The 22,641-nt window shown below is 42.7% G+C and carries 24 protein-coding genes and 1 pseudogene; 17 read left to right on the top strand and 8 right to left on the bottom strand.

Going from position 1 to position 22,641, the window contains the following annotated elements:
* Positions 1–42 precede the first annotated feature (42 nt).
* The 3 genes from SE27_RS01625 to SE27_RS01615 form a co-directional block, all read right to left on the bottom strand.
* Positions 43–777, bottom strand: a complete 735-nt coding sequence (locus SE27_RS01625; protein WP_039623731.1) for a hypothetical protein — start codon at positions 775–777, stop codon at positions 43–45.
* A 54-nt stretch (positions 778–831) separates the two neighbouring features.
* Positions 832–1,335 (bottom strand): GNAT family N-acetyltransferase, encoded by a 504-nt coding sequence (locus tag SE27_RS01620; protein ID WP_039620265.1) that lies wholly within the window; start codon positions 1,333–1,335, stop codon positions 832–834.
* Positions 1,336–1,440: 105 nt separating this feature from the next.
* Entirely contained in the window at positions 1,441–2,163 is a 723-nt protein-coding gene (locus SE27_RS01615) for an outer membrane protein OmpK (RefSeq protein WP_039620263.1), read from the bottom strand.
* Between the two features lie 491 nt (positions 2,164–2,654).
* Here SE27_RS01615 and SE27_RS01610 point away from each other — a divergent pair, with 491 nt between their 5' ends.
* The 5 genes from SE27_RS01610 to SE27_RS01590 all read left to right on the top strand — a co-directional run bounded on the left by SE27_RS01610 (position 2,655) and on the right by SE27_RS01590 (position 7,096).
* Positions 2,655–3,020 carry an HPF/RaiA family ribosome-associated protein gene (locus SE27_RS01610; protein ID WP_039620261.1) on the top strand — a complete coding sequence of 122 codons (366 nt, stop codon included), beginning with the start codon at positions 2,655–2,657 and terminating at the stop codon, positions 3,018–3,020.
* Between the two features lie 162 nt (positions 3,021–3,182).
* On the top strand, positions 3,183–3,725 hold the full coding sequence (locus SE27_RS01605; RefSeq protein ID WP_039620260.1) for an ankyrin repeat domain-containing protein: 543 nt from the start codon (positions 3,183–3,185) through the stop codon (positions 3,723–3,725).
* 14 nt (positions 3,726–3,739) lie between these two features.
* Positions 3,740–4,507: a transporter gene (locus tag SE27_RS01600; protein WP_039620258.1), complete on the top strand. Its 768-nt coding sequence runs from the start codon at positions 3,740–3,742 to the stop codon at positions 4,505–4,507.
* A gap of 111 nt (positions 4,508–4,618) precedes the next feature.
* Complete coding sequence (dsbD, locus tag SE27_RS01595) at positions 4,619–6,397, top strand: protein-disulfide reductase DsbD (RefSeq protein WP_052251741.1); 1,779 nt, start codon at positions 4,619–4,621, stop codon at positions 6,395–6,397.
* A 3-nt stretch (positions 6,398–6,400) separates the two neighbouring features.
* The gene (locus SE27_RS01590) at positions 6,401–7,096 is read left to right on the top strand and encodes a glutathione S-transferase family protein (protein ID WP_039620256.1); all 696 of its coding nucleotides are present in this window, start codon (positions 6,401–6,403) and stop codon (positions 7,094–7,096) included.
* Between the two features lie 24 nt (positions 7,097–7,120).
* Here the strand turns inward: SE27_RS01590 and SE27_RS01585 are convergent, their stop codons facing one another.
* Complete coding sequence (locus tag SE27_RS01585; RefSeq protein ID WP_039620254.1) at positions 7,121–8,032, bottom strand: alpha/beta hydrolase; 912 nt, start codon at positions 8,030–8,032, stop codon at positions 7,121–7,123.
* A gap of 156 nt (positions 8,033–8,188) precedes the next feature.
* Between SE27_RS01585 and SE27_RS01580 the strand changes: the two genes are divergently transcribed.
* Positions 8,189–8,626, top strand: a complete 438-nt coding sequence (locus tag SE27_RS01580; RefSeq protein WP_039620251.1) for a DUF2147 domain-containing protein — start codon at positions 8,189–8,191, stop codon at positions 8,624–8,626.
* 82 nt (positions 8,627–8,708) lie between these two features.
* On the opposite strand, the gene SE27_RS01575 is transcribed toward SE27_RS01580, so the two are convergent.
* Together SE27_RS01575 and SE27_RS01570 are read right to left on the bottom strand one after the other, a co-directional pair.
* The gene (locus tag SE27_RS01575; protein ID WP_039620249.1) at positions 8,709–9,056 is read right to left on the bottom strand and encodes a Spx/MgsR family RNA polymerase-binding regulatory protein; all 348 of its coding nucleotides are present in this window, start codon (positions 9,054–9,056) and stop codon (positions 8,709–8,711) included.
* Positions 9,057–9,488: 432 nt separating this feature from the next.
* Complete coding sequence (locus SE27_RS01570; RefSeq protein WP_039620247.1) at positions 9,489–10,322, bottom strand: exodeoxyribonuclease III; 834 nt, start codon at positions 10,320–10,322, stop codon at positions 9,489–9,491.
* Positions 10,323–10,362: 40 nt separating this feature from the next.
* On the opposite strand from SE27_RS01570, the gene pyrE reads away from it, so the two are divergent.
* Positions 10,363–11,013 carry an orotate phosphoribosyltransferase gene (gene pyrE / locus SE27_RS01565; protein ID WP_039620245.1) on the top strand — a complete coding sequence of 217 codons (651 nt, stop codon included), beginning with the start codon at positions 10,363–10,365 and terminating at the stop codon, positions 11,011–11,013.
* A gap of 216 nt (positions 11,014–11,229) precedes the next feature.
* Here pyrE and SE27_RS01560 read toward each other — a convergent pair whose 3' ends face one another.
* The gene (locus tag SE27_RS01560; protein ID WP_039620244.1) at positions 11,230–11,427 is read right to left on the bottom strand and encodes a DUF3565 domain-containing protein; all 198 of its coding nucleotides are present in this window, start codon (positions 11,425–11,427) and stop codon (positions 11,230–11,232) included.
* A 201-nt stretch (positions 11,428–11,628) separates the two neighbouring features.
* Here SE27_RS01560 and SE27_RS01555 point away from each other — a divergent pair, with 201 nt between their 5' ends.
* The 9 genes from SE27_RS01555 to lpxC all read left to right on the top strand — a co-directional run bounded on the left by SE27_RS01555 (position 11,629) and on the right by lpxC (position 21,648).
* Positions 11,629–12,111 carry a glutathione peroxidase gene (locus SE27_RS01555; protein ID WP_039620243.1) on the top strand — a complete coding sequence of 161 codons (483 nt, stop codon included), beginning with the start codon at positions 11,629–11,631 and terminating at the stop codon, positions 12,109–12,111.
* A 167-nt stretch (positions 12,112–12,278) separates the two neighbouring features.
* Positions 12,279–13,223: a glutathione synthase gene (gene gshB, locus SE27_RS01550; RefSeq protein WP_039620242.1), complete on the top strand. Its 945-nt coding sequence runs from the start codon at positions 12,279–12,281 to the stop codon at positions 13,221–13,223.
* A 305-nt stretch (positions 13,224–13,528) separates the two neighbouring features.
* Positions 13,529–14,626: an undecaprenyldiphospho-muramoylpentapeptide beta-N-acetylglucosaminyltransferase gene (murG, locus tag SE27_RS01545; RefSeq protein WP_039620241.1), complete on the top strand. Its 1,098-nt coding sequence runs from the start codon at positions 13,529–13,531 to the stop codon at positions 14,624–14,626.
* A 13-nt stretch (positions 14,627–14,639) separates the two neighbouring features.
* On the top strand, positions 14,640–16,088 hold the full coding sequence (gene murC, locus SE27_RS01540) for a UDP-N-acetylmuramate--L-alanine ligase (RefSeq protein ID WP_039620240.1): 1,449 nt from the start codon (positions 14,640–14,642) through the stop codon (positions 16,086–16,088).
* A 56-nt stretch (positions 16,089–16,144) separates the two neighbouring features.
* On the top strand, positions 16,145–17,074 hold the full coding sequence (locus tag SE27_RS01535) for a D-alanine--D-alanine ligase (RefSeq protein WP_039620239.1): 930 nt from the start codon (positions 16,145–16,147) through the stop codon (positions 17,072–17,074).
* A gap of 3 nt (positions 17,075–17,077) precedes the next feature.
* Positions 17,078–17,932: a cell division protein FtsQ/DivIB gene (locus tag SE27_RS01530; RefSeq protein ID WP_039620237.1), complete on the top strand. Its 855-nt coding sequence runs from the start codon at positions 17,078–17,080 to the stop codon at positions 17,930–17,932.
* 71 nt (positions 17,933–18,003) lie between these two features.
* Positions 18,004–19,266 carry a cell division protein FtsA gene (gene ftsA / locus SE27_RS01525; RefSeq protein ID WP_039620234.1) on the top strand — a complete coding sequence of 421 codons (1,263 nt, stop codon included), beginning with the start codon at positions 18,004–18,006 and terminating at the stop codon, positions 19,264–19,266.
* A 164-nt stretch (positions 19,267–19,430) separates the two neighbouring features.
* Entirely contained in the window at positions 19,431–20,621 is a 1,191-nt protein-coding gene (gene ftsZ / locus SE27_RS01520) for a cell division protein FtsZ (protein WP_039620232.1), read from the top strand.
* 124 nt (positions 20,622–20,745) lie between these two features.
* Complete coding sequence (lpxC, locus tag SE27_RS01515; protein WP_039620230.1) at positions 20,746–21,648, top strand: UDP-3-O-acyl-N-acetylglucosamine deacetylase; 903 nt, start codon at positions 20,746–20,748, stop codon at positions 21,646–21,648.
* A gap of 97 nt (positions 21,649–21,745) precedes the next feature.
* On the opposite strand, the gene SE27_RS01510 is transcribed toward lpxC, so the two are convergent.
* Complete coding sequence (locus tag SE27_RS01510; protein WP_039620229.1) at positions 21,746–22,186, bottom strand: hypothetical protein; 441 nt, start codon at positions 22,184–22,186, stop codon at positions 21,746–21,748.
* A gap of 108 nt (positions 22,187–22,294) precedes the next feature.
* On the opposite strand from SE27_RS01510, the pseudogene SE27_RS14325 reads away from it, so the two are divergent.
* Positions 22,295–22,641: pseudogene (locus SE27_RS14325) on the top strand (M23 family metallopeptidase); the annotation flags it as partial.

The following is a 22,641-nucleotide window of genomic DNA, read 5'->3' as shown; positions in this document are numbered from 1 at the left end:
CTTGCGGTTATAGATCAAAAATAAAGATTCGATTTAAGACTGTTATTCTACTTTTAAATAATGCCCCGTTGCAGAGACATTGTGTCCAAAACCACAATCGGCATCAACTGAGTTTTGAGTGACCACAATGTGTTGTCCTTTTTGGCTGTCAAAAGCAAAACTTAAGGCAATTTGGCAATTTTCATATTGGTAGACCACTTTTTGTCGATCAAGCGGCATGTCTATATCAAAGGCACCTAAATTGGGCCCATAAATTAAGCCGCGAAGGGGAAAGTAATACCCTTCAAAATGAATATGATAGGATTTTTTACTTTTCTGAACTTTAATCGTATTCCATTGTGCAAAACCGCTCGGGCTGACATAGCTTCCGTGCAGCTGAGTGGAGCTTTTAGGCACCACTAATGCCTTTAAATTAAATTGACTCTGTGGCGACTTTGCATCTCGCATAAACCATGCGCGCGCCCAAAGCGGTTGATTCAGCTTGGCATAGCTTAAACCGACATTATTATTGGCAATTACACCATCTCGATCGGACAGTTTTATGCCACTTTCTTCTGAATTTATTAAACAAAATGAAGTCCAAGCCGCTTGATCTTTAAATTGTGCCAAGGCTTTTTGATACTGTTTTTGGTCATAATATTTTTTACCCGCTAATGCATATTGCTGCACTTTGGCACATCCCTGTTGTAACTCTTGCTCAAAGGTGAGTTGTGCATCGGCCTGTGAACTCGCCAGCGCAGCAAGCACAGGAAGGCAGATTAGGATGTATGTATTCATATGCGGACGCTTCATTTTTTTCGCTCTTTTAGACACTATATTCTGAAAATAAGCTTATGAAAGAATTAATTGCATAAAAGCCAAATCGCGCCATTGTCCAAATTTTTTCCCCACTTGCGGCATATAGCCACTTTGAATAAAGCCTAACTTTTCATGCAGTAAAATAGAGCCTGTATTTTCAGCGTCAATTGCAGCGATCATAACGTGAATATGATTGTGCTGAGCATGATCAATGAGTTTTCGCATTAAGGCCTGACCTAAACCTTGGCGGGTAAAATCTGGATGAATAAAAACAGAATGTTCAACACTGTGCTGAAAGCCAGTAATAGGTCGAAAAGCTGCGTAATCGGCATAGCCCGCAATTTTTTTAGAGATTTGATCTTCGGCCACAAATAAAGGAAACTGCTGCAGCTGTAGAGCATTAAACCAATGCTGAAAATCAGCTAAAGATTTCTCATGTTCATTCCAATTTGCAGTTCCCGTTCGAATTTCAGCATTATAAATACTTAAGATCTGCGCTAAATCTTGTATTTGGGCACAGCGGATATGAAAGTCCATGGCAGAGACCAATTTAATAAAGATTATAGTGTAGGAATAATCCTATTTTCAGGCAATAAAAAAGCAAGATCGAAATCTTGCTTTAATAAGTTTAAATGTTGGGTCTTAGAAGTGATATTTAACCAAAGCACTGACGTTGTTTTCGTTTACACCTTTAACGCCGTATTTGTTCTGCCATACCGAGTGCTCAATACCAACATAAAGGCGCGTATCTGGTGAGATATGTTTACCGGCATTCCATTTCCACTGCGTGGTCCAGTTCAGTTCACTGGCGTGATTAACTTCGTCTTGCTCTGCAGTGGACCAATCTAAGAATCCATCCGCTAAGAAGTCTTCATTGCCCAGTTTGAACGGCACGCCGTAAGAAAAGGTCAGTTGATAATCGTCTTTTTGGAAATCATTATTGGCGCGGTAGAAGTTTAATTGCGCAAACTGAAAGTAGGGAATGGCCAAGTCAAAACCAATACCGTATAGATAGTTATTGTTATTTTCACCACCTTCCCACGTGGTCGCAATCAAGACATCCTTAATTGGACCCAGTTCAAGTTTCTGACCTGATACTGCACCTAGACTAAGACGTGGTGACACTTCAAAATAGGTGGTTGATTCACCATCACTGGTGGTACGATCAGCAAACGCAAAAAAATCACCATATTGAAGCTTGGCCGCATATTCAAAGGTCGCGGTGCTTTGTTCAGGCTCTGCAGTTAACTCGTAATTTTCACCGTATAAACCGGTAATGCTAAAGTCTTGCCAGATTGGCGCAGCTTGCGTTAAGCAGGTAGTTGAAGCCAATAATGCTGTTGCAAAAATTTGTGTTAATTTCATGAAAAAAATATCTCCCCCGAGAAGCCCACAAAGCATACAGATTCTTAAGTAAAAATAAAGTTAAAATTGAGCAATACTTTAAAAATATTGCATGCTAGCCAGATGCTTGGATTAAAATTCGCCTACAGCTTTACCACTCAACAAATACAGTCAGATAAAAACCTTTGCTTCGGATAGGACTGATATTTAGATCAGATAAAAATAATATGATATTTATCAACTAATTTGCTTAATAAAATTAAATCACTTAGTTTTTATAAGGACTTTCAAAAAATATCAAAATACTACTTGCATATGCTTCGCTTAGCCCCGTATATTCAAGGCATAAGGACACGACTCTGCAGAATCAAAAGTGTTTATCATTCAATGGGGGAGGGATTCGTTCCAAACTAAGTTGAAGATGTTTAGCGCTGTTTTTTACAGCAAAGTTAACGTGCCAAGATACAAGTTTTGCACATCAAGATTTAAATAAAGCAAGAGGATGATATTATATGAACATTGAAATCCGTACTGATAAAAATATTCAAAATAATGAACGTTTAATTACTTATGTTCGTGCAGAACTAAATGCAGCATTCCAGCGTCATAGTGAACGCATCACCCATTTTTCCGTACATTTAAGTGATGAAAATGCCGGAAAGGGCGGAGCAGACGATATTCACTGTATGATTGAAGCGCGTCCAGCTGGACTTAAACCGGTGGTGGTGAATCATCGTAGCCATAATGTAGACACTGCAATGCATGGCGCCATTGATCGTTTAAAACGTAGTTTAGAACATTCATTTCAAAAGAGAGATGATCCCCGTGCCGCTGCATTAGAATTTGCTGACAGCGATGCCGGTGCTTTAGACGACTAAGTGGCTCTGTATTGATGGTTCATAAAAAAGCTCTGCGGAGCTTTTTTTTATGCCTGCGATTTAAAAATTAAAACAATAAAAGAGACCAGTTATAGATTTACGTATAACAACGCTCGGTTTATTCGGCATAATGGGTTAAAACCAATGAAAGAGAATTTTTGCATGTTAACAGCGCAACAACAAGTCTTGGTCCAAGCCATAGAAGAATTAGACCTTGCTCAAGTACAACGTCTTTTAGCAGAAGGGCTGAGCCCTAACTTTATTGATCTTGAAAAAGGTCCGGTCATTTCAGTGTGGTCAGATGGTTTATTTAAATGGTGGGAACACATTTGTGAAGCCCATGAAGCGGGTACACCATTATCTGAGGCCGAAAAACAACAAAATTTAATCGTACATATGGCCATTTTAGAGGCCCTGATTGAGGCCAAAGCCAACCTACACCTGTGGGATGCAGAAGAGTTGTATGGACCACTTTGGGATGCGGCCAGTTCTGCCTGTGTGCCGGCAGTTCAACGCTTATTGGATGAAAAAGTTGATCCGAATAGCAAAGATGACGAAGGCTTAACCATTTTATCTTCCATCAGTGATTTATTTTTCGATTGTGATTTTGACGCGATTAACTGGTCAGAAGCATTGCCGGAAGAAAAAAATACTCTAGAATTGCTCCGTAGCCACGGCGCTAAAATGACCAAAGAATTAGCATAATTAGCGAGATAATCATGTCAGCACTAAAAACAGCCAGTGTTATGCTGGTGGCGGGTTTCAGCATCAATGCATTTGCCGCCGATTTTTCTTTTGATCGCCCCGGTACAGGCATTGGCACCGGTATTACTCCCATCGGTCAGTTGGCATGGGAACAAGGTTTGCCCAGCGCCCGTTATGACGAAGAGCGTATCGACGGTGTCAAACAAAAAACTTTGGCTTTAAATGCTGACATGTTATTTCGCACCGGTTTAGCCAAAGACTTAGAGCTGCAATTGGGCTGGCAAGGTCCAGCATGGAGCAAAGTTAAACGCGCCGGTGAATCCTTTGAAGAGGATGGTTTAGGCGATATCAGTATTGGTCTGAAAAAAGCGATTAATCTAGATGATGACAAGCTGTCTATGGCCATTTTAGCTGAAGCTATTTTGGCCACCGGTAATGATGGTTTTAGTCAGCATGACGATATTTATAGCTTAACTTCAGCTGTGGCGTATGAGTATAGTGATTTAATCAATACCTCAATCACCATGCGTTATGAAGCACAAAACAGCGATTGGGCAGTGATGGCGGTGCCAACCATTACCTATAAAATTGCAGATAAATGGTCTGGTTTTTCTGAATTGGTCTATCGTAAAGCCGAAAGCACACCTTATGAATATGCCTTAGGTTCAGGTCTGATGTATGCCTTGAATGAACGAGTACAAATGGATGGCAGTGTGGGGGTGAGCTTAAATGGTCAGCATAAAAGCTATCAATCGGGTTTAGGTATCGCTTTCTTATTTTAATAGAACAATTTAGATAGAACTGTTGCCATGTATATAAAAAAGCATCCTGTAGCGCTGCGTAATTCATTTTCTTTGTCGCATCGTTCTCTGATTCAGATTGTGCTTTTGAGCATGATCTTATTATTTTCGATGACGCTCAGTGCGGATGATCAACTGCGTTCAGCCGAGGATGCTTTTTCTTTTACCGTGCTGTCGGATCAGCCGCATCAGGCCCAATTAAAATGGGATATTTCATCGGGTTATTATCTATATCAACATAAATTCAGCGTCCAGCAGGGCAGTCAAAAACTGCCTTTAACCTTGCCCAAAGCCACAGCATTGCAAGATGATAATTATGGTCATACTCAAGTTTATTTTGATCAAGTTGAATTTAGCATTGCCACTCAAGCGTTAAAAACCTATCAAGTGACGTGGCAGGGCTGCGCACAAGATCGAATTTGTTATCCACCGCAAAGCATTGAATTTAAAACTGACATAGATGGTTTGGTGCTGTTGCAAAACCAAGCCAAATCGGGCAAACGTTTACTTGATTTGGCTTCTTCATCCAATCAAAATTTGCAACCAAAAACAGATTTTTTAGCAAAAAATAATCAGCTCGCCACCCAGCCAAAAGCAGCACAAGCAAGTATCGCACAAGATCAGCAATGGTCAGAAAAGCTGGCACAAAGTTCATTCTTTTATGGTTTATTACTATTTTTTGGTTTAGGTATATTGTTGGCCTTTACACCTTGCTCCCTGCCAATGTTGCCTATTTTAACCTCACTGATTGTGCGCGACACAAAAGGTGCTAAAGCTTGGCTGATTGCCTTGGTCTTTGTCAGCAGCATGGCCACGGTATATGCCATCTTAGGTTTAATTGCATCTTCTGCCGGCTTGAGTTTTCAGCGTTGGTTGCAACAACCTTCGACCTTAATCGCTTTTAGCCTGTTATTTGTGCTGTTTGCACTCAATTTGTTTGGGCTGTTTGAAATTAAATTACCGCATGCCGTGGTGAACCGCTTAGATCGCATGCATGCAGTACAAAAAGGCGGCAACTTACTTGGCGCGGCGGTCATGGGCATGCTCTCGGCATTGTTGGTCGGCCCCTGTATGACCGCACCGCTGGCTGGCGCATTGTTGTTTATTTCACAAACCCAAAGTCAGTGGCAAGGCGCGGTGTTGCTATTTACTTTAGGTTTCGGTATGGGCACACCGCTGTTATTGGCCAGTGTGTTAGGTGCCAAAGTATTGCCCAAAGCTGGGCTGTGGATGAACCAAGTAAAAGTGTTTTTTGCCTTTATTATGCTGGCATTAGCGCTTTATTTTATCCGTCCTTTACTGTCAGAGGCATGGCTACAATGCTTAAGCCTAGGTTTGGGTTTAGGTTTTATTGGTTATGTGGCTTTACGTGTTAAGCGGCACAAGAGACCGTTTCAATGGCTGTATATTGCTGCTTTAGTGATTGCTGTGCCGTATGTGGCTTATAGCCAATATCAACAAAGTCAGCGTTTCTTTGTGACGCAAAACACAGCCAACAATGCCATGTGGCATGTGGCTAAAACCGCGGCTGAATTTCAACAGGTGTTAAGCGCGGCACCGCCCCAGCAAGCCATTGTGATTGATGTCTATGCCGATTGGTGTGTGGCTTGTCAGCCGATTGAGCAACAAATTTTAAAATCCGCAGATGTTCAGCAAGCGCTGTCCGCATACTATTTAATTAAACTGGATTTAAGCAGCTTTGATGCCGCGCATCAAAACTTGCTTAATCAATGGGATATTTTAGGCCCACCGACTTATTTATTTTTAGATAGCCGCAAACAAGAAATACGGACATTGCGTTTAACTGGCGCATTTAGCGAGGCTGAATTACTGCAACAAGTGACACGTTTCGCGCAGGCAGTGGAGCAATAAGCTATGTATCAGCTGTATATCGCCAATAAAAATTATTCGAGTTGGTCCATGCGGCCATGGTTGGTGCTCAAGGCCTTTGATTTGCCGTTTAAAGAAATAATGTTGCCCTTTCCCGCAGAACGCAATACGGGAACGTTTAAGCAAGATGTTTTGGCGATTAATCCCAATGGCAAAGTGCCGGTATTAATCGATCAGGATGTAGTGCTGTGGGATTCTTTGGCTATTTGTGAGTATTTGGCCGAGCAACATCCACAGCAGGCATTGTGGCCAACAGAGCGCAAGCTACGCGCACATGCACGTTGTATTTCTGCCGAAATGCACAGTGGCTTTACTCATTTGCGCAGTGACTGTGGCATGAATATTCAAGCCAACTTAAGCGAAGTCGGTCAGCGTTTATGGCAGCAAAATGCACAGCTGCGTCAAGAGGTTGAACGGATTGAGTCTATTTGGGCACAGCGACCGCATGCACAAGGTTTTTTATGTGGTGCGTTCTGCATTGCGGATGCCTTTTATGCACCCGTGGTGATGCGCTTACTGAGCTATGGCTTGCCGTTAAGTGCCTCTGCCCAACAATATGTAGAAACCATGCGTCAGCATGCTGCGGTTCAGCAGTGGATGGATGCTGCTTTACAAGAGCAGGCTTGGGTAAACTATTTAGAGCCTTATCGGCCAGTGAAAACGCCTAAAGATCAGAGTTGATCTTTAGGCGTGTACAATTTTGACTTAATTTCGATCCAGTTGATGGGCAAATTCGGCCAAGTCAGCTAAGGCTTGCTGTGCTTCATCAAACCACGCATGAAACAGCTGAAACTCATGCCACATTCCAGTGTACAGTTTAAAGGTAACCGCAACATTGGCCTGCTCCGCTTTTTCTTTAAAGCGCTGCGCATCATCTAATAAAATTTCTTTTGAACCCACTTGTACCAAGGTCGGCGGTAAACCGCTTAAGTCGGCAAATAACGGCGATACGCTGGGGTCTGCTTTATCGATGGCTTTAGGCACATAGTAATCAATCCCTGTTTCTAAGGTTTCAATCGATAACAAGGCATCGTGTTTGGCGTTATAACGCAAAGACTCACTGCTTAAGGTCAAATCTAAAAACGGTGAGAGTAAAATCAAACCGGCCACTTGCGGCAACTGTTCTTGTTGGATTCTTAAAGCCAGCGCTAAAGCCAGATTTGCACCACAAGAATCACCGGATAAAATAATGTCTTTGGCCTGAATTCCTTGTGCCAAGAGCGTGGTATAGACCTCAAAAAGAGCATCGCCCGCTTCAGGATAGGCATGCTCCGGTGCAAGTGGATAATCGACATGAATGACTTGCATTTGCGTACGTGCCGCGACGTTGCTTAAGAACGCACGATGGGTATTAAGCGAGCCTAAAAAGAACGCACCGCCATGAATATGTAAAATGAGTTGCGTTGCTTCATTTTGTGGTTTAATTTCTTCAGCAGGAAAGCCCGCTAAGCGCAGTGATCTGATCTGAACTTGCTTATTACACGGAAAGGCGCGGCACATTTGCTCCAAAGCAAAACGGATAGAATGGGGCGGTAAGTTAAATTGACTGGGTTTACGAATGGCAGTTTTTAAAATGCCCTCTGTAATTAATTGTTTCCACAATGGGCTTATCTTCATAGTTTTTCCATCTTGTTATTTCTGGCGTAAAATGCAGTTGTATTTACCAACACAAGTTACAAGGTTACACTAAATGGTCACACGCAAAAATTGCAAAAATGTTGTGACTTTTTAATAATGATTAGGTCTTAAACTAGACTAGGGAAATAAACAAAAATGAAAAAAATCGCACTTGCACTAGGATTGCTCGGACTCACAGCATTGGCCAACGCTGCCGATCCACTAAACGAAACCGTTTGGAAAACGATCGACGATAAAACAAAACAACCGAAAGCCGTGGTGAAATTTACTGAGCAACAAAACGGCACATTGTCTGCAACCATCCAAAGTATCTTGACGCCAGGTGAAGAAAAAGCCTGCTCGAAATGTGAAGGGCCTTACCATAACAAATCTTTGAAAGGCTTAAAGATTGTGCATGGTTTAAAAAATAACGGCGATAACACCTATGAGAGCGGCACTATTCTTGATCCTCAATCAGGTAAAACCTATAAGTTGAAAGGCCAAATGATCGAAGGCGGTAAGAAATTACAACTTCGTGGCTTTATTGGCGTTGCCGCTTTAGGTCGTAACCAAACTTGGGTTCGTGCCAACTAAGTGAAAGTTAAGCTGTAAAAAAGAAAAGCCTAGCTGATTTCGGTTAGGCTTTTTTATATCTCGCATTGCAACTATGGAGCACTTATTTAAGGGCCTGATAAGCCGCTTCATCATAACCGACGATATACCCTTGTTCCGTTTGTAGTACCGGACGTTTAATTAAGCTGCTGTGCGTGGTTAATGCGCTGATTAATCCGGTTTCGCTGCCCAATGCTGCACTTTGTTCTTCAGCACTGAGTTTACGCCATGTGGTGCCTTTTTTATTGAGAATGACTTCTTGCCCGACGGCATCTAACCATGCTTTTACCGTTTCAGCATCAATGCCCTGTTTTTTATAATCATGGAATTCATAAGCTAAGCCTTGAGCGTTTAATGCATCAAAAGCTTTTTTCATTGAATTACAATTTTTAATACCATAAATTTTCAGCATACAGCGCCTATAAAATTGTCTGTGATTGACCAGCCTAGCGAAAATTTCAACTGAGCTCTAGGGTCAAGATAGAGCATTGCATGTAAATAAGCGCAAGAGGTCATCAAAATGACATCTTAATGTACCAAACTGGTGATCTAGAAAAAGGCATTGAAAATTTAAAATACAGGTCTTAAAAAAGAGAAAACCCGCATTTAATCATCCTGATCATGCGGGTCTCACGGTAACGTCCGTTGTCACATCCTTGCAAAATAAACCACCTAGGCCATTTATTTTGTTTCCATCCTTCGGCGTCCTGTCCTTTTGCTGTCGTCCTGACGTATCCTTTTGCCGTGAAGCAATAATGCGCTTAAATAAGATGTATAAAAATACTTAAACGCGTCAAGCACTGTAGGCATTTAGATATGTTTGAGTGAACAAGTGTTCACTTAATTACTGGGTTAGAGATGAAATTTGGTAATCAATAATCACCGGTGCGTGATCGCTAAACCATGTCTCTTTATAGACCCAAGCGTTGACAGTACGTGCTTTCCAGTCCGGTGAGCAGGCTTGGTAATCAATGCGCCAACCGACATTGTTGGCGCGTGCTTGACCGCGATTCGACCACCACGAATAAACTTCAGCCTCTTGACGTACTTCGCGAAAGGTATCGACATAACCTAAATCATCATAAAGGTGATCGAGCCATGCACGTTCATGCGGTAAGCAACCAGACGATTTTTGATTGCCCGACCAGTTTTTAATATCAATACGCTTATGCACAATGTTGTAGTCGCCACAGACGATGACCGATTTATCTTCATCGCGCCATTGCTTTAAAATATCTTGATACTGATCTAAAAAGTGATCTTTACGCGCTTGCGCTTCTTCACCGGAGGAACCAGAGGGCAGATACAGTGAGCAAATATGCACGGGTTTATCTAAACCCAAATCGAATTCTGCGCTAATAAAACGCCCTTGCGAATCGGCCAGTTCAAAGCCCAAACCATCGGTCACTGACACAAAGGGTAAGCGACTATAAATGGCCGTGCCGGCATAACCTGCGCGTTCGGCTGGAAATAGATGCGTATGCCAACCTTCAGGTCTGAATTTTTCAGTCCACTGCGCATGGGTGATTCGACTTTCTTGCATACAAATCACATCGGCTTCGGACTGTTCTAACCATTCAAGTAAACCTTTGGTCACAGCAGCCCGCAGTCCATTTACGTTAATTGAAACGACGCGTAGAATTTTTTGGTCACTTGGATAGCTACTCTTTGGTATCATGCGCAGGTCTTACCTCAGTTTATGAATTTTGGAGCACCTCATGACCTCGCAAGCGACTTTTAACCCTCAAGCATTTATCGAACTTGCCTTATCACGCGGTGTGCTTAAATTTGGTGAGTTTACTTTAAAATCAGGTCGGGTGAGTCCTTATTTTTTTAATGCCGGTTTGCTCAATGATGGCGATGCACTCACGCTTTTAGCTTCAGGCTATGCCGATAAACTCAATACTTGCGACAATGTTGATGTGATTTTTGGACCAGCCTATAAAGGCATTCCATTTGTGGCGGCAACCGCAGTGGCTTTATCACAAAATCATGGCGTAAGCATGCCGTGGGGCTTTAACCGTAAAGAAGCCAAAGATCATGGCGAAGGCGGTATGTTGGTGGGCGCATCTGTTGAAGGTCAAAAAGTTTGGATTATTGATGATGTGATTACCGCAGGAACAGCTATTCGTGAAGTGGTGACAGTGCTTAAACATGCCGGTGCACAAATTGCTGGTGTTTTGGTGGCGCTGGATCGTCAAGAAAAAGGTCAGGGCGACTTATCTGCCATTCAAGAAGTGCAAAAAGAATTAGAAATTCCAGTCCATGCACTGATTACCATGAAAGATTTAATGGACTTTTTAGCGGCTAAAGGCGAAAAAGAGGCTTTAGCAAAAATGGAAGATTACCGTGTGAAATATGGAATCTAAGCATTAAGATAAACTATTGATTCTTAATAGGGTTCTATAGAGAATAGGGCCTTATTTTTGAAGAATTAGAGCACTTTTTGAAGTTGCATTGGCTAAAGCTTTCGTTAATATTTCAAGTGAATTAAAGAAGCCACGCTGCAATACAACAGAAAATATATTTAAATAACGACGTAAAAAACCATTTATTGATCACATTCGAAAACAGAGAAAGTTGAATTATTGATGACCTTCATCATCACACTTCTTACACGCTAACATCATGCCTAATTTTTCCTGCCGCCCTTGCTCGCTCATCACCCAAGGACGGTTTTGCCACGGTGGATTATGCCGCACATGCTGTCCGTGCCCGCAGGCTAAATCTGCGACCCAATCATTTTCTTCATCCACGTGAAAACCAATAATTGCCTGCTGCATGTCTTTATCTCCATTTTATGGTGGCTCTAAACTTTAACCTTAACCTTTAAAAATACGTTTGTTTTCATTTTTTGCTGCAATTAATATTGCACACAATTAAATTGTGTGCAATATTAATTGCAGCAAGGTTTATTGGTAATTTAAGCAGTTCTAACCGTACGGCTTTAAAGGTATTATTTTTTAATCAAAGCGAGATGATTGATGACCACAATTTATGATTTTCAGGCTGAACTTTTAGAAGGGCAGTCACAAGATTTATCCGCGTATCAAGATAAAGTTGTACTTATTGTCAATACCGCCAGCCAATGCGGTTTAACCTCACAGTTTGAAGGTCTAGAGCAGCTCTATCAAGACTATCAACAGCAGGGTTTGGTTATTTTAGGTTTCCCCTGTAACCAATTTGCTCATCAAGATCCATTAAGCAATGCGGAAATAGGCGGTTTTTGCCAACGTAATTATGGGGTTTCATTTCCGATGTTTGCCAAAGTCGATGTGAATGGGCCGAGCGCGCATCCGCTGTATCAATACTTAAGCACGCAGGCGAAAGGAATTTTAGGCACTCAGCGGATTAAGTGGAATTTCACCAAATTTTTAATTAATCAAAAAGGTGAAGTGATTAAACGTTATGCACCGATCATCAAACCTGAAAAAATTGCCAAAGATATTCAACGCCTGTTGGCATAAAACGCAGAGATAAAATTCACTTGGCTGGATTGATTTAAATACAGCGCATTGAATATTTAATTGAATGAAATCACTTTTTTATCATCTTATAGTTACATAACTTGGTGAAACAAAGCGCTTGAATTTCGCTATACTTTTGCCAATTGAAAATATCTGAGTAGATCGATATGCGCGTACTTGTGGTGATGGATCCCATCGAAAACGTTAACCTGAAAAAAGATTCGACCATGGCGATGCTGTGGGCTGCGGCACGCCGTGGGCACGAATTGGGTTATGCAGTGCAGCAAGATTTGTATATTGAACAGGGCAAAGCATTTGCTCTGATTTCTCCCTTACAGGTGTTTGAAAATCACGCTCATTATTATGAGTTGGGCGCTAAACAAAAACAATTAATTGCCGATTACGACGTGGTGTTGATGCGTAAAGATCCGCCGTTTGATATGAACTTTGTCTATACGACTTATATTTTAGAGCAGGCAGAACGTGAAGGTGCGTGGATTATTAACAAACCGCAAAGCCTACGTGATTGTAATGAAAAATTATTTGCAACGCAGTTCCCTGAACTACAAGTGCCGACGTTGGTCACCTCAAATGAAGGTCTAATCCGTGAGTTTTTGAAAGAGCAGGTGGATGTGATTGTCAAACCTCTGGATGGCATGGGCGGTACGGGCATTTTCCGTTTGTATCAAGACGGCATTAATATTGGCTCAACCATTGAAATGTTAACCAACAATGGCACGCAGCCGATTATGGCGCAGCGTTATATTCCGGAAATTGTCGAGGGGGATAAACGTATTTTGATGATTAATGGCGAAGCTGTACCGTATTGTCTGGCGCGTATTCCGCAAAATGGTGAAGTGCGTGGCAACTTGGCTGCCGGCGGTTTAGGTGAAGCACGCGCATTAACTGAAAGTGATAAAGCGATTGCCGCCAAAGTTGGGCCATTATTACGTGAAAAAGGTTTGGTTTTTGTGGGCTTGGATGTGATTGGTCATTACGTCACTGAAATTAATGTGACCAGTCCAACCTGTATCCGTGAAATTGATGATCAGTTTGGCACCAGTATTGCTGACGATCTATTTGATGTTTTAGAACAAGGCCTCAAAGCTTAAATTATCTGATGCATTAAAAAAGAGCCTGATTAAGGCTCTTTTTTAATGCCAACTAAGCGATTAAAATCGATTAATATGTCGACCATTTAAAACCATACGAATAAATTGAATAAACCCGTATAAGCTTGTATATTTGTCTAGCTGAACAATAAAACCAGTTTAAACATTTAACTGCGCAGAAAAAAACAATGCAGCGCGTGTTGAAAAAAAGTAAATATGCTTCCCCGCCTGAGTGGTTTGTGATTACAATTGAATGCTTAAAATGAATTTTCTTTTGCCTTTATTTTGAATTGAAGAATTAGACTGTGACTGACGCAACGCAAACAACGCCTAAACATGTAATGATGATGGCCGCAGGGACAGGCGGACACGTTTTCCCCGCACTCGCTGTTGCAAAAGAATTACAGCAACAAGGCATCACTGTCTCTTGGTTAGCCACACCGACGGGCATGGAAAACCGACTATTAAAAAACCAAAATATTCCAATTTATCAAATTGATATTCAAGGTGTACGTGGCAATGGCATCGCCCGAAAATTATTGGCGCCGTTTAAAATTTTAAAAGCCACGCTTGCCGCTATGCGGTATATGAAACAGCTTAAAATTGACAGCGTGGTGGGTTTTGGAGGCTATGTGGCGGGGCCCGGTGGGCTCGCTGCACGTGCCTTAGGTATTCCAGTGATTATTCATGAACAAAATGCGATTGCCGGTTTTACCAATACGCAACTGTCACGTATAGCCACACGGGTCTGTCAGGCATTTCCGCATACTTTTCCTGCCAGTGAGAAAATTGTCACAACGGGCAATCCGGTGCGTCAAGAAATTACAGAAATTTTAAATCCCGCATGGCGTTATCAACAACGCGCTCAAGCCGGTATGCCGTTACAAATTTTGATAGTTGGCGGCTCTTTGGGCGCACAGGCACTAAATCAAACGTTACCCGAAGCATTGAAACAGCTTGATGTACCGATGCAGGTGTTTCATCAATGTGGACAAAACCACTTCGAGGCCACCCAAGCTGCGTATGTGCATGCACCGGAAAATATGCAGGTGCAAGTACAACCGTTTATTGAAGATATGGCGCAGGCTTATGCCAATGCTGATTTAATTATTTGCCGCGCTGGCGCATTGACTGTGACTGAAATTGCCACCGCAGGTGTGGCGGCTGTTTTTGTACCCTTGCCCAGTGCAGTGGATGATCATCAAACTGCAAATGCCAAATTTCTAGCCGATATTCATGCTGCAAAAATTTGCCCACAAGCGATTATGACGCCAGAGCATTTAACCACATTGCTCACCCCACTGATGAATCGCCCCGTATTGTCTGAAATGGCAGTTAAGGCGCGTCAAAAAGCACAGCCTGATGCCACACAACATGTGGTTCGTTTAATTCAAGAATTGTAAATTCGAGTAATCTATGTCTCCTTCTAGTCCTGCTGATCAAGCAAAAAAATTAATTAAAGTGCCTGAAATGCGCCGTATTAAACATATTCACTTTGTGGGTATCGGTGGTGCAGGCATGTGCGGCATTGCAGAAGTGTTAAAAAACCAAGGCTATCAAGTGTCGGGTTCTGATATCAAAGCCTCAAAAACCACAGCACAACTCGAAGAAAATGGTATTCAGGTCTATATTGGGCACAGTGCTGAAAATATTAAAGATGCCAATGTATTGGTGGTCTCAACCGCGATTGATCCTGAAAATCCGGAAGTGAAAGCCGCAATCGAAACGCGTATTCCGGTGGTGCGCCGTGCTGAAATGCTCGGCGAGCTAATGCGTTATCGACATGGGATTGCTGTTGCAGGCACGCATGGTAAAACCACCACCACCAGTTTAATCACCTGTATGTTGGCCGAAGAAAATATGGATCCAACTTACGTGATTGGCGGCCTATTAAACCGCACTGGCGTTAATGCCGCTTTGGGTGCGAGTCGTTATATTGTGGTGGAAGCCGATGAATCAGATGCGACTTTTTTACATTTGCATCCGATGGCAGCCATTGTTACCAATATTGATGCCGATCATATGGATACCTATGGCGGTAGTTTCGATGTGCTCAAAGACACTTTTGTGCAGTTCTTACAAAAACTTCCGTTTTATGGTTTAGCCGTGGTCTGCGGTGACGATGCCAATATTCGTGAAATTATGCCGCGTATTGGTCGTCCACTGTTGACTTATGGTTTTAATGAAGACAACGACATTCGTGCCATAGATCCAGATCAAGATGGCATGCGCACACATTTTACGGTGCTGCGTAAGGGTCGCGAACCATTACGTGTCACGGTAAATCAACCGGGTTTGCACAATGTCCTGAATGCCTTAGCGGCCATTGGGATTGCCACCGATGAAGGTGTTTCCGATGCAGCCATTTGCCGAGCTTTGGAAGGTTTTAGCGGCGTAGGGCGTCGTTTTCAAGTACACGGTGAGTTTGCCACTGAAGCGGGGAACGTGAAATTGGTGGATGATTATGGTCATCATCCCAAAGAAGTTGAAGCCACCATTAAAGCGGCGCGTGCCAGCCATCCAGATCGCCGTTTAGTGATGTTGTTTCAACCGCATCGCTTTAGCCGGACACGGGATTGTTTTGATGATTTCGTAGATGTATTGTCACAAGTGGATCAATTAATCTTGCTAGAAGTGTATCCTGCCGGAGAAAAGCCGATAGTCGGTGCGGATAGCCGCAGCTTAGCGCGTAGTATTCGTTTACGCGGTGACGTGGAACCTATTTTACTCGATCCTGTCGAGGGAAATTTACAGCCTGTACTGCAAAAAGTGTTACAAGCGAATGACTTGTTATTAACCCAAGGCGCGGGTAATGTGGGGGCTATCTCGATTGAGTTGGCACACAATAATCTGTATTTAAAATAATCATTATTTGTGATTTTGAATTTGATCATGCAGTAATAAAGTTTAAGGATATAAACGTGGCAAATGCTTCAAAATTCGGCAAAGTTGCCGTGTTGCTTGGTGGTAAATCTGCTGAGCGCGAGGTTTCTTTAGATAGTGGTCAAGCTGTGCTTGATGCATTATTACGTTCAGGGGTAAATGCAGAAGCTTTTGACCCACAAGATCGCAGTGTGATTGAATTGGTCCATTATGATCGTGCGTTTATTGTTTTGCATGGCCGCGGCGGTGAAGACGGTCAAATTCAAGGCGTCTTAGAGTGGTTAAATATTCCTTATACCGGAACCGGTGTACAAGGTTCTGCCATTGGAATGGACAAAGTTAAGACCAAGCAAGTGTGGCAAGGTTCTGAGCTGCCCACGGCACCTTATCGAATTGTCAGTCAAGCGACTGATTTAAGCGAGGTGATTGCTACCTTAGGTTTGCCACTGATTATTAAGCCGGTGCATGAAGGCTCTAGTGTGGGCATGAGCAAGGTCGAAAGAGCTGAAGATCTTGAAGGGGCTATTTTAAAAGCCATTCAACATGATGCTGTGGTCATGGCGGAAAAATGGATCACCGGTCGAGAATTTACCATTTCATTTTTAAATGGTCAGCCTTTGCCAGTCATTCGTTTACAGCCACCTGCCGATGTGGCTTTTTATGATTATGAAACCAAATATAATCGTAACGATGTGCAGTACGGCATTCCTTGTGGATTGACTGACGCAGAAGAGAAAAAGCTACAAGATTTATGCTTACGTGCATTTCAAGCGGTGGGCGCCAGTGGTTGGGGGCGTATTGATGCTATGCAGGATGAGCAAGGCAATTTTTGGCTTTTAGAAGTCAATACCGTGCCGGGCATGACCAGTCACTCTTTGGTGCCTAAAGCGGCGCAAGCTGTTGGATATAGTTTTGATGCGCTGTGTGTGGCTATTTTGCAGCAGACTTTAACCGCTGTGGCTCACTAAACGATGGCCCAACTTCCAGCATCCATGCGTCGTAAACGCGCAGCTATTACCTCCATTCATGATAAGCCGCCGAGCCGTAAGGAAAAGCTGCTGAATATTGGCGGTTGGTTGTTAATGCTGATTGCGATTATTGTTTTGGCCGTTGGGCTATATGCGTTATATACGGTGATGACTGAGGCGCGTGTGGCCGAACTTGATGTGGTTGGCACGCGTTCTGAGGCTGAACAGCGTCAAGTCAGCAGTCATGTTAGCCCGTTGATCACGAAAAATTATTTTACTTCGGATTTAGAGCAAATTCGAGATCAGGCATTAGAGTTGTCTTGGGTTGATCGCGTGGTGGTATCGCGTGCTTGGCCAAATTCAATTCGACTACGCGTTATGCCGCGTCATGCCATTGCGCGTTGGGGCAGTGGACGCTTACTCAGTGACAGCGGCGATGTCTTTGCTGAAGTGGTACCGCAAAATAATCAAAAACTACCCTTATTACACGGGCCTACCACGCAGTCGAAAATGATGATGCGCCGTTATAATGAAATTAATCAATTGTTTCTACCGGTAAATGCACGTCTAAAAGAATTATATTTAACCGAACGAATGACTTGGTTTATGCAGTTTGATTCCGGTTTACGCGTTATTGTCGATCAAGATCAAACCATGAGTAAGCTACAACGCTTAAGTCATTTGGCCCAAACAGATTTAAAACCGGTGTGGTCGAAAGTTTCCTCTGTCGATTTACGCTACAGAAATGGTTTAGCACTACAGTGGAAAAATTCAGCCGCGCCGCGCATTGTAAACAGTCACTTTGTTGTAACGAGTGATGACACAGCCATTGCACAGGCAAGAACGCTAACGCCATAATTGGGCGGCTTTATATACAATAGAGGCTTAAGGCCATAAATTAACGAAACACGTCATGGTAGTAGTAGATAATGAATGAAGCTGTTCCCTCGGTTGTTGCGATTGACATTGGGACACACAAAGTTTCAGTTTTGATTGGTAAGGTACATGCGCCGGACAATATCCAAGTGATTGGTATGGCAACCGCTCGTAACCGAGGCATGAATAAAGGAAAAATTGTAAGTCTCGATAAAGTCATTACCGCAATTAAAAATGCCGTACAAGAAGCAGAAGATATGGCTGAATGCCGCGTGCATTCCGCTTGGGTGTCTATTCCAAGCGCAGAATTAAAAAGTTTTTATGCCTCTGGTCGAACGCCCATTGAGAATAACGAACACACGATTGGCACCAGTGAAGTGGTACGCGCATTGGAGTTGGCCAAAGCCAGTCATGTGACCTCGGATCATTATTTGGTTAGCGCAGTGCCGCTTGGCTTTGAGCTAGACGATTCAACCGAATGGGTGCAAAATCCTATTCGGATGTCTGCACACAGTATGGTGGGGCATTATCAACTGATGATGTTACCAATTAGCACCATGCAGAATCTGGATCGTGCCTTAAAAGGGGCCAATATTGGGGTGGAAAAAATGGTGGTGTCGTGTTTAGCCACTGCTGAAGCCAGCCTACTTAAAGATGAAAAAGAATATGGCGCGTGTTTGGTGGATATCGGTGCTGGTACCACCAACATTGCAGTGTATTTAGATGGTCGTCTGGCATTAACCCATACCTTACAACGTGGCGGTGAGCATGTAACACGCGATATTGCGGCGGTACTACAAACCACCACAGAAGAAGCGGAACGCATTAAACTATCCTATGGTTGTGTGGACTTAAAAGTGGTTAAACCGGATCATATGATCCAGTTTCAGGGCATTGATGGTCCGCAAACCATCAGTCGCATTGAATTAGCCGAAATTATTATTGCGCGTTATGAAGAAATTTTGACTCAAGTTCATCAAGAGTTACAGCGTAATGGTGCCATTCATGGTTTATATCATGGCGTGGTTTTGACCGGTGATGCCAGTCAAATTGAAGGAATGGTCAATTTAGCGCGGCATATGTTGGGCGTGTCTGCTCATTTGGGCAACCCTCCAGTACAGGTACATGCAGAAGAACATCAACAAGCAGCATTACGTCGTTCACAGTATGCCACCGCTGCAGGATTACTGATGTTTAGTCAAAGTGATACACAAGACACCATTGTCGATCCTGTAGACCCTGAGAAGCTGTCTGTATTTAAGCGCGTAGGGCGAGCATGGTCCGCATTGAATAATCAGTTGAAATCGATATTTTAAGTTGAATTTTTTGGGAATATTGTTAGGAAGTTGTACGTGTAACGGCTTGGACTTGACAAGTGGGAAGTTGAGCCGCATCCTAAAACCCAATTTTTGTTTATTAAGATCAAGGCAGTATACGGGCTTAAGTGACTGCCAATTACGCATTAGGAAATCCAAAGGTCATGGCCTCATTTGAATTTTTAGAAGATGATCAAAACGATAGCAACGGTCAAGCCCGTTTCACTGTATTCGGTGTCGGTGGTGCAGGCGGCAATGCTGTACAGCACATGCTTGAGTCTGACATTCAAGGGGTAAAATTTGTTTGTGCCAATACGGACAAACAAGCATTAGACCGTATGAATGCGCAGTTTAAAATCCAGTTGGGTGAGCAAAGCACGCGTGGTTTGGGTGCAGGTGCAAATCCACAAGTGGGTGAAACTGCTGCTGAAGAGAGTCGCGAAATTATTCGTCAGCATCTTGAAGGTACGGATATGGTCTTTGTCACTGCCGGTATGGGCGGTGGTACAGGTACGGGCGCTGCACCTGTGGTGGCTGAAATTGCCAAAGAAATGGGCATTTTAACCGTGGGTGTGGTCACGACACCATTTAATTTCGAAGGTAAACGTCGTCAGCAATCGGCTGAAAAAGGCATCGAAGCATTAGAGGCCCACGTTGACTCTTTAATTATTATTCCCAATCAGCGCTTGCTTAAAGTCTTCCGTGATATTTCCATGAAAGATGCGTATAAAAAAGCCGATGACGTATTGCTGAATGCTGTACGCAGTATCTTTGATTTGGTGGTACGTCCGGGACACATTAACTTAGACTTCGCCGATTTAAAAACTGCAATGAGCACCCGTGGTTATGCCATGATGGGTGTCGGTTCAGGCCGCGGTGAAACCCGTGCCCGTCAAGCAGCTGAACAAGCTATTCGTAGTCCACTGCTTGATAACGTGACCATCATGAATGCCAAAGGTATTTTGATTAACGTGACCGGCGGCGATGATGTGACTTTCGGTGAGATTGAAGAAATTACCGACGTGGTCAATCAAATTGTCGACTTGGATGAAGGTCAAGTGTTCTACGGCACAGTCTTTGATCCCGATGCGCGTGATGAGCTAAGTGTAACGGTCATTGCGACCGGTTTAACCCGTAACTCAGCCGATGCTGTGGAGTCAAAAAAACGTCCAACAGCACAATCTGCGACACGTCCTGCGCATAATGCCGCGCAAACCGCAGTAGATGATGATGACGTACCGGCCATTCAGCGCCAACAGAATGAGGCCAATGCGGCACCTGCGCCAGCAGTCGGTAACGCACGTCCAACGCCAATGAGTATTCAAGACTATTTGAAAAATCAACAACGTAAATAAAGTTAATCCTTCAAGTAGATAGTCAGTGTTTTACAAAAGGTCGCAGCAATGCGACCTTTTTTGTTTTTTATCAATGGCTAAATATGCTAACGTATAGCTGTTTGATGAGCAGATGATAGTAAATATGTTGAAACAACGCACCCTGCAACGCGTGGTGAAAGCCAGTGGTATTGGTCTTCATAGTGGGCAAAAAGTTTTAATCAACTTTGTGCCGCACCATGTTGATGGGGGAATTGTGTTTCGACGTACTGATTTAACGCCGTCTGTGGATCTTCCTGCCAATGCCATGCTGATTCAAGAAGCTTTTATGTGCTCCAATTTGGTTGAAGGCAATGTCAAGATTGGCACCATTGAGCATGTGATGAGCGCGATTGCAGGTCTAGGTATTGATAATTTAATTATTGAAGTTTCCGCCTCTGAAGTGCCCATTATGGATGGCAGTGCTGGTCCGTTTATTTATTTGCTGATGCAAGGCGGTCTTGCTGAACAAGATGCTGCGAAAAAATTTATCAAAATTTTAAAACCGGTTTCTGCATTATTAGATGATAAACGCGCTTTATTTCATCCACATGACGGTTTTCAACTGAACTTCACTATTGATTTTGATCATCCGGCATTTAAAAAAGAATATCAATCTGCCACCATCGATTTTTCAACCGAAACCTTTGTTTATGAAGTCAGTGAAGCACGCACTTTTGGTTTTATGAAAGACTTAGATTATCTAAAAGCCAATAATTTAGCCTTAGGTGCCAGTTTAGACAATGCCATTGGCGTAGATGAAACAGGCGTGGTGAATGAAGAGGGGCTTCGCTTCTCAGATGAGTTTGTACGACATAAAATTTTAGATGCAGTTGGTGACTTATATTTACTCGGTCATCAGATTATTGCTAAATTTGATGGCTATAAATCCGGACATGCTTTGAATAATCAGTTATTACGCAATGTCATGAGTGATGCAAGCAATTACGAAATTGTAACATTTAATGACAAAACTCAATGCCCGATTTCTTATGTAGATGTGACATAAGTTATTGTCTTTTAATACAGACGTTATAATATAACAAATGGCAATGTTAACTGTGTCACATAATATTTAACCTATTTCAAAGTGTTTCACTGGTCAGTTACTTTTTATTGCTTGCCAAACGTAGCATGGCTTGGCTAAGCTTGGGGTCGCTTACAAAGTCAGCAGCCCCGCGAAGTAATTCTTGGGTATCTGGACTGAGGGATCTGGTCAGAGATTCTGGCTTTGAGGTGACTGAGTTTTGAATTCTTAAACGAACTTGTAGTTTTTGCAAATCTTTGAATTCAGCCAGTGGCAATAATTGCGCAATATACTGTTTTTGAAGATAAGCCAATTGACTGATCATGGCTTGATTTTCACCGGTAATTGTTAAAATGCCATTTTCATAGCAAACAACTTGCCATTGCTCTGGTTGGGGCAAGATCGGTTGAATAAGTTTTGTAAGTTTCTGCCACGCAGCTACTTGTGTAGAGAGAAACGTAAAGTTTCCTGTTTTTAAGTGTTTTCTTGTTTGTTGAAAGAGCTTTACCGGTTCAGACATACATTGTTCCTTCATCTTTATGTCTTAATCTTATGCGCATCCTTCAGTAGATATCAAGGAAGAGATCACGCAAGGACATTAATTAAGAACAGTTAAAAGAGGTTTTTTATGCATATACGCCGTATTTTATTAGCGTTTTCATTAGCAGCGTCTGCTGCATCTGTAGCTTTCGCTGATTTGGTTCAGCTTAATCCAAACGACGTATCCACAGATCGTATTGAACAATTAACACGTACTTTGGCGCAAGGCTCTTATGCTGATTCAGATGATATTGATATCCCAGCTGCAACCAAAGTTAGCGTGAAGCTGCGGACCAAAACAGTTGAACTCAACAATGAATCGCTAGCCAAAAAATATGGCTCAAGCAATGCTTCGGATAGCTATTTTAACAGTCCATATTCTTGGTTGGTCTCGCATCCATTACCAGATATGAAGCGTGTTAGCTCAAGTTATGG

Source organism: Acinetobacter harbinensis, from assembly GCF_000816495.1.
Taxonomy (GTDB): Bacteria; Pseudomonadota; Gammaproteobacteria; order Pseudomonadales; family Moraxellaceae; genus Acinetobacter; species Acinetobacter harbinensis.
This window is presented reverse-complemented; position numbering and strand designations above follow the sequence as displayed.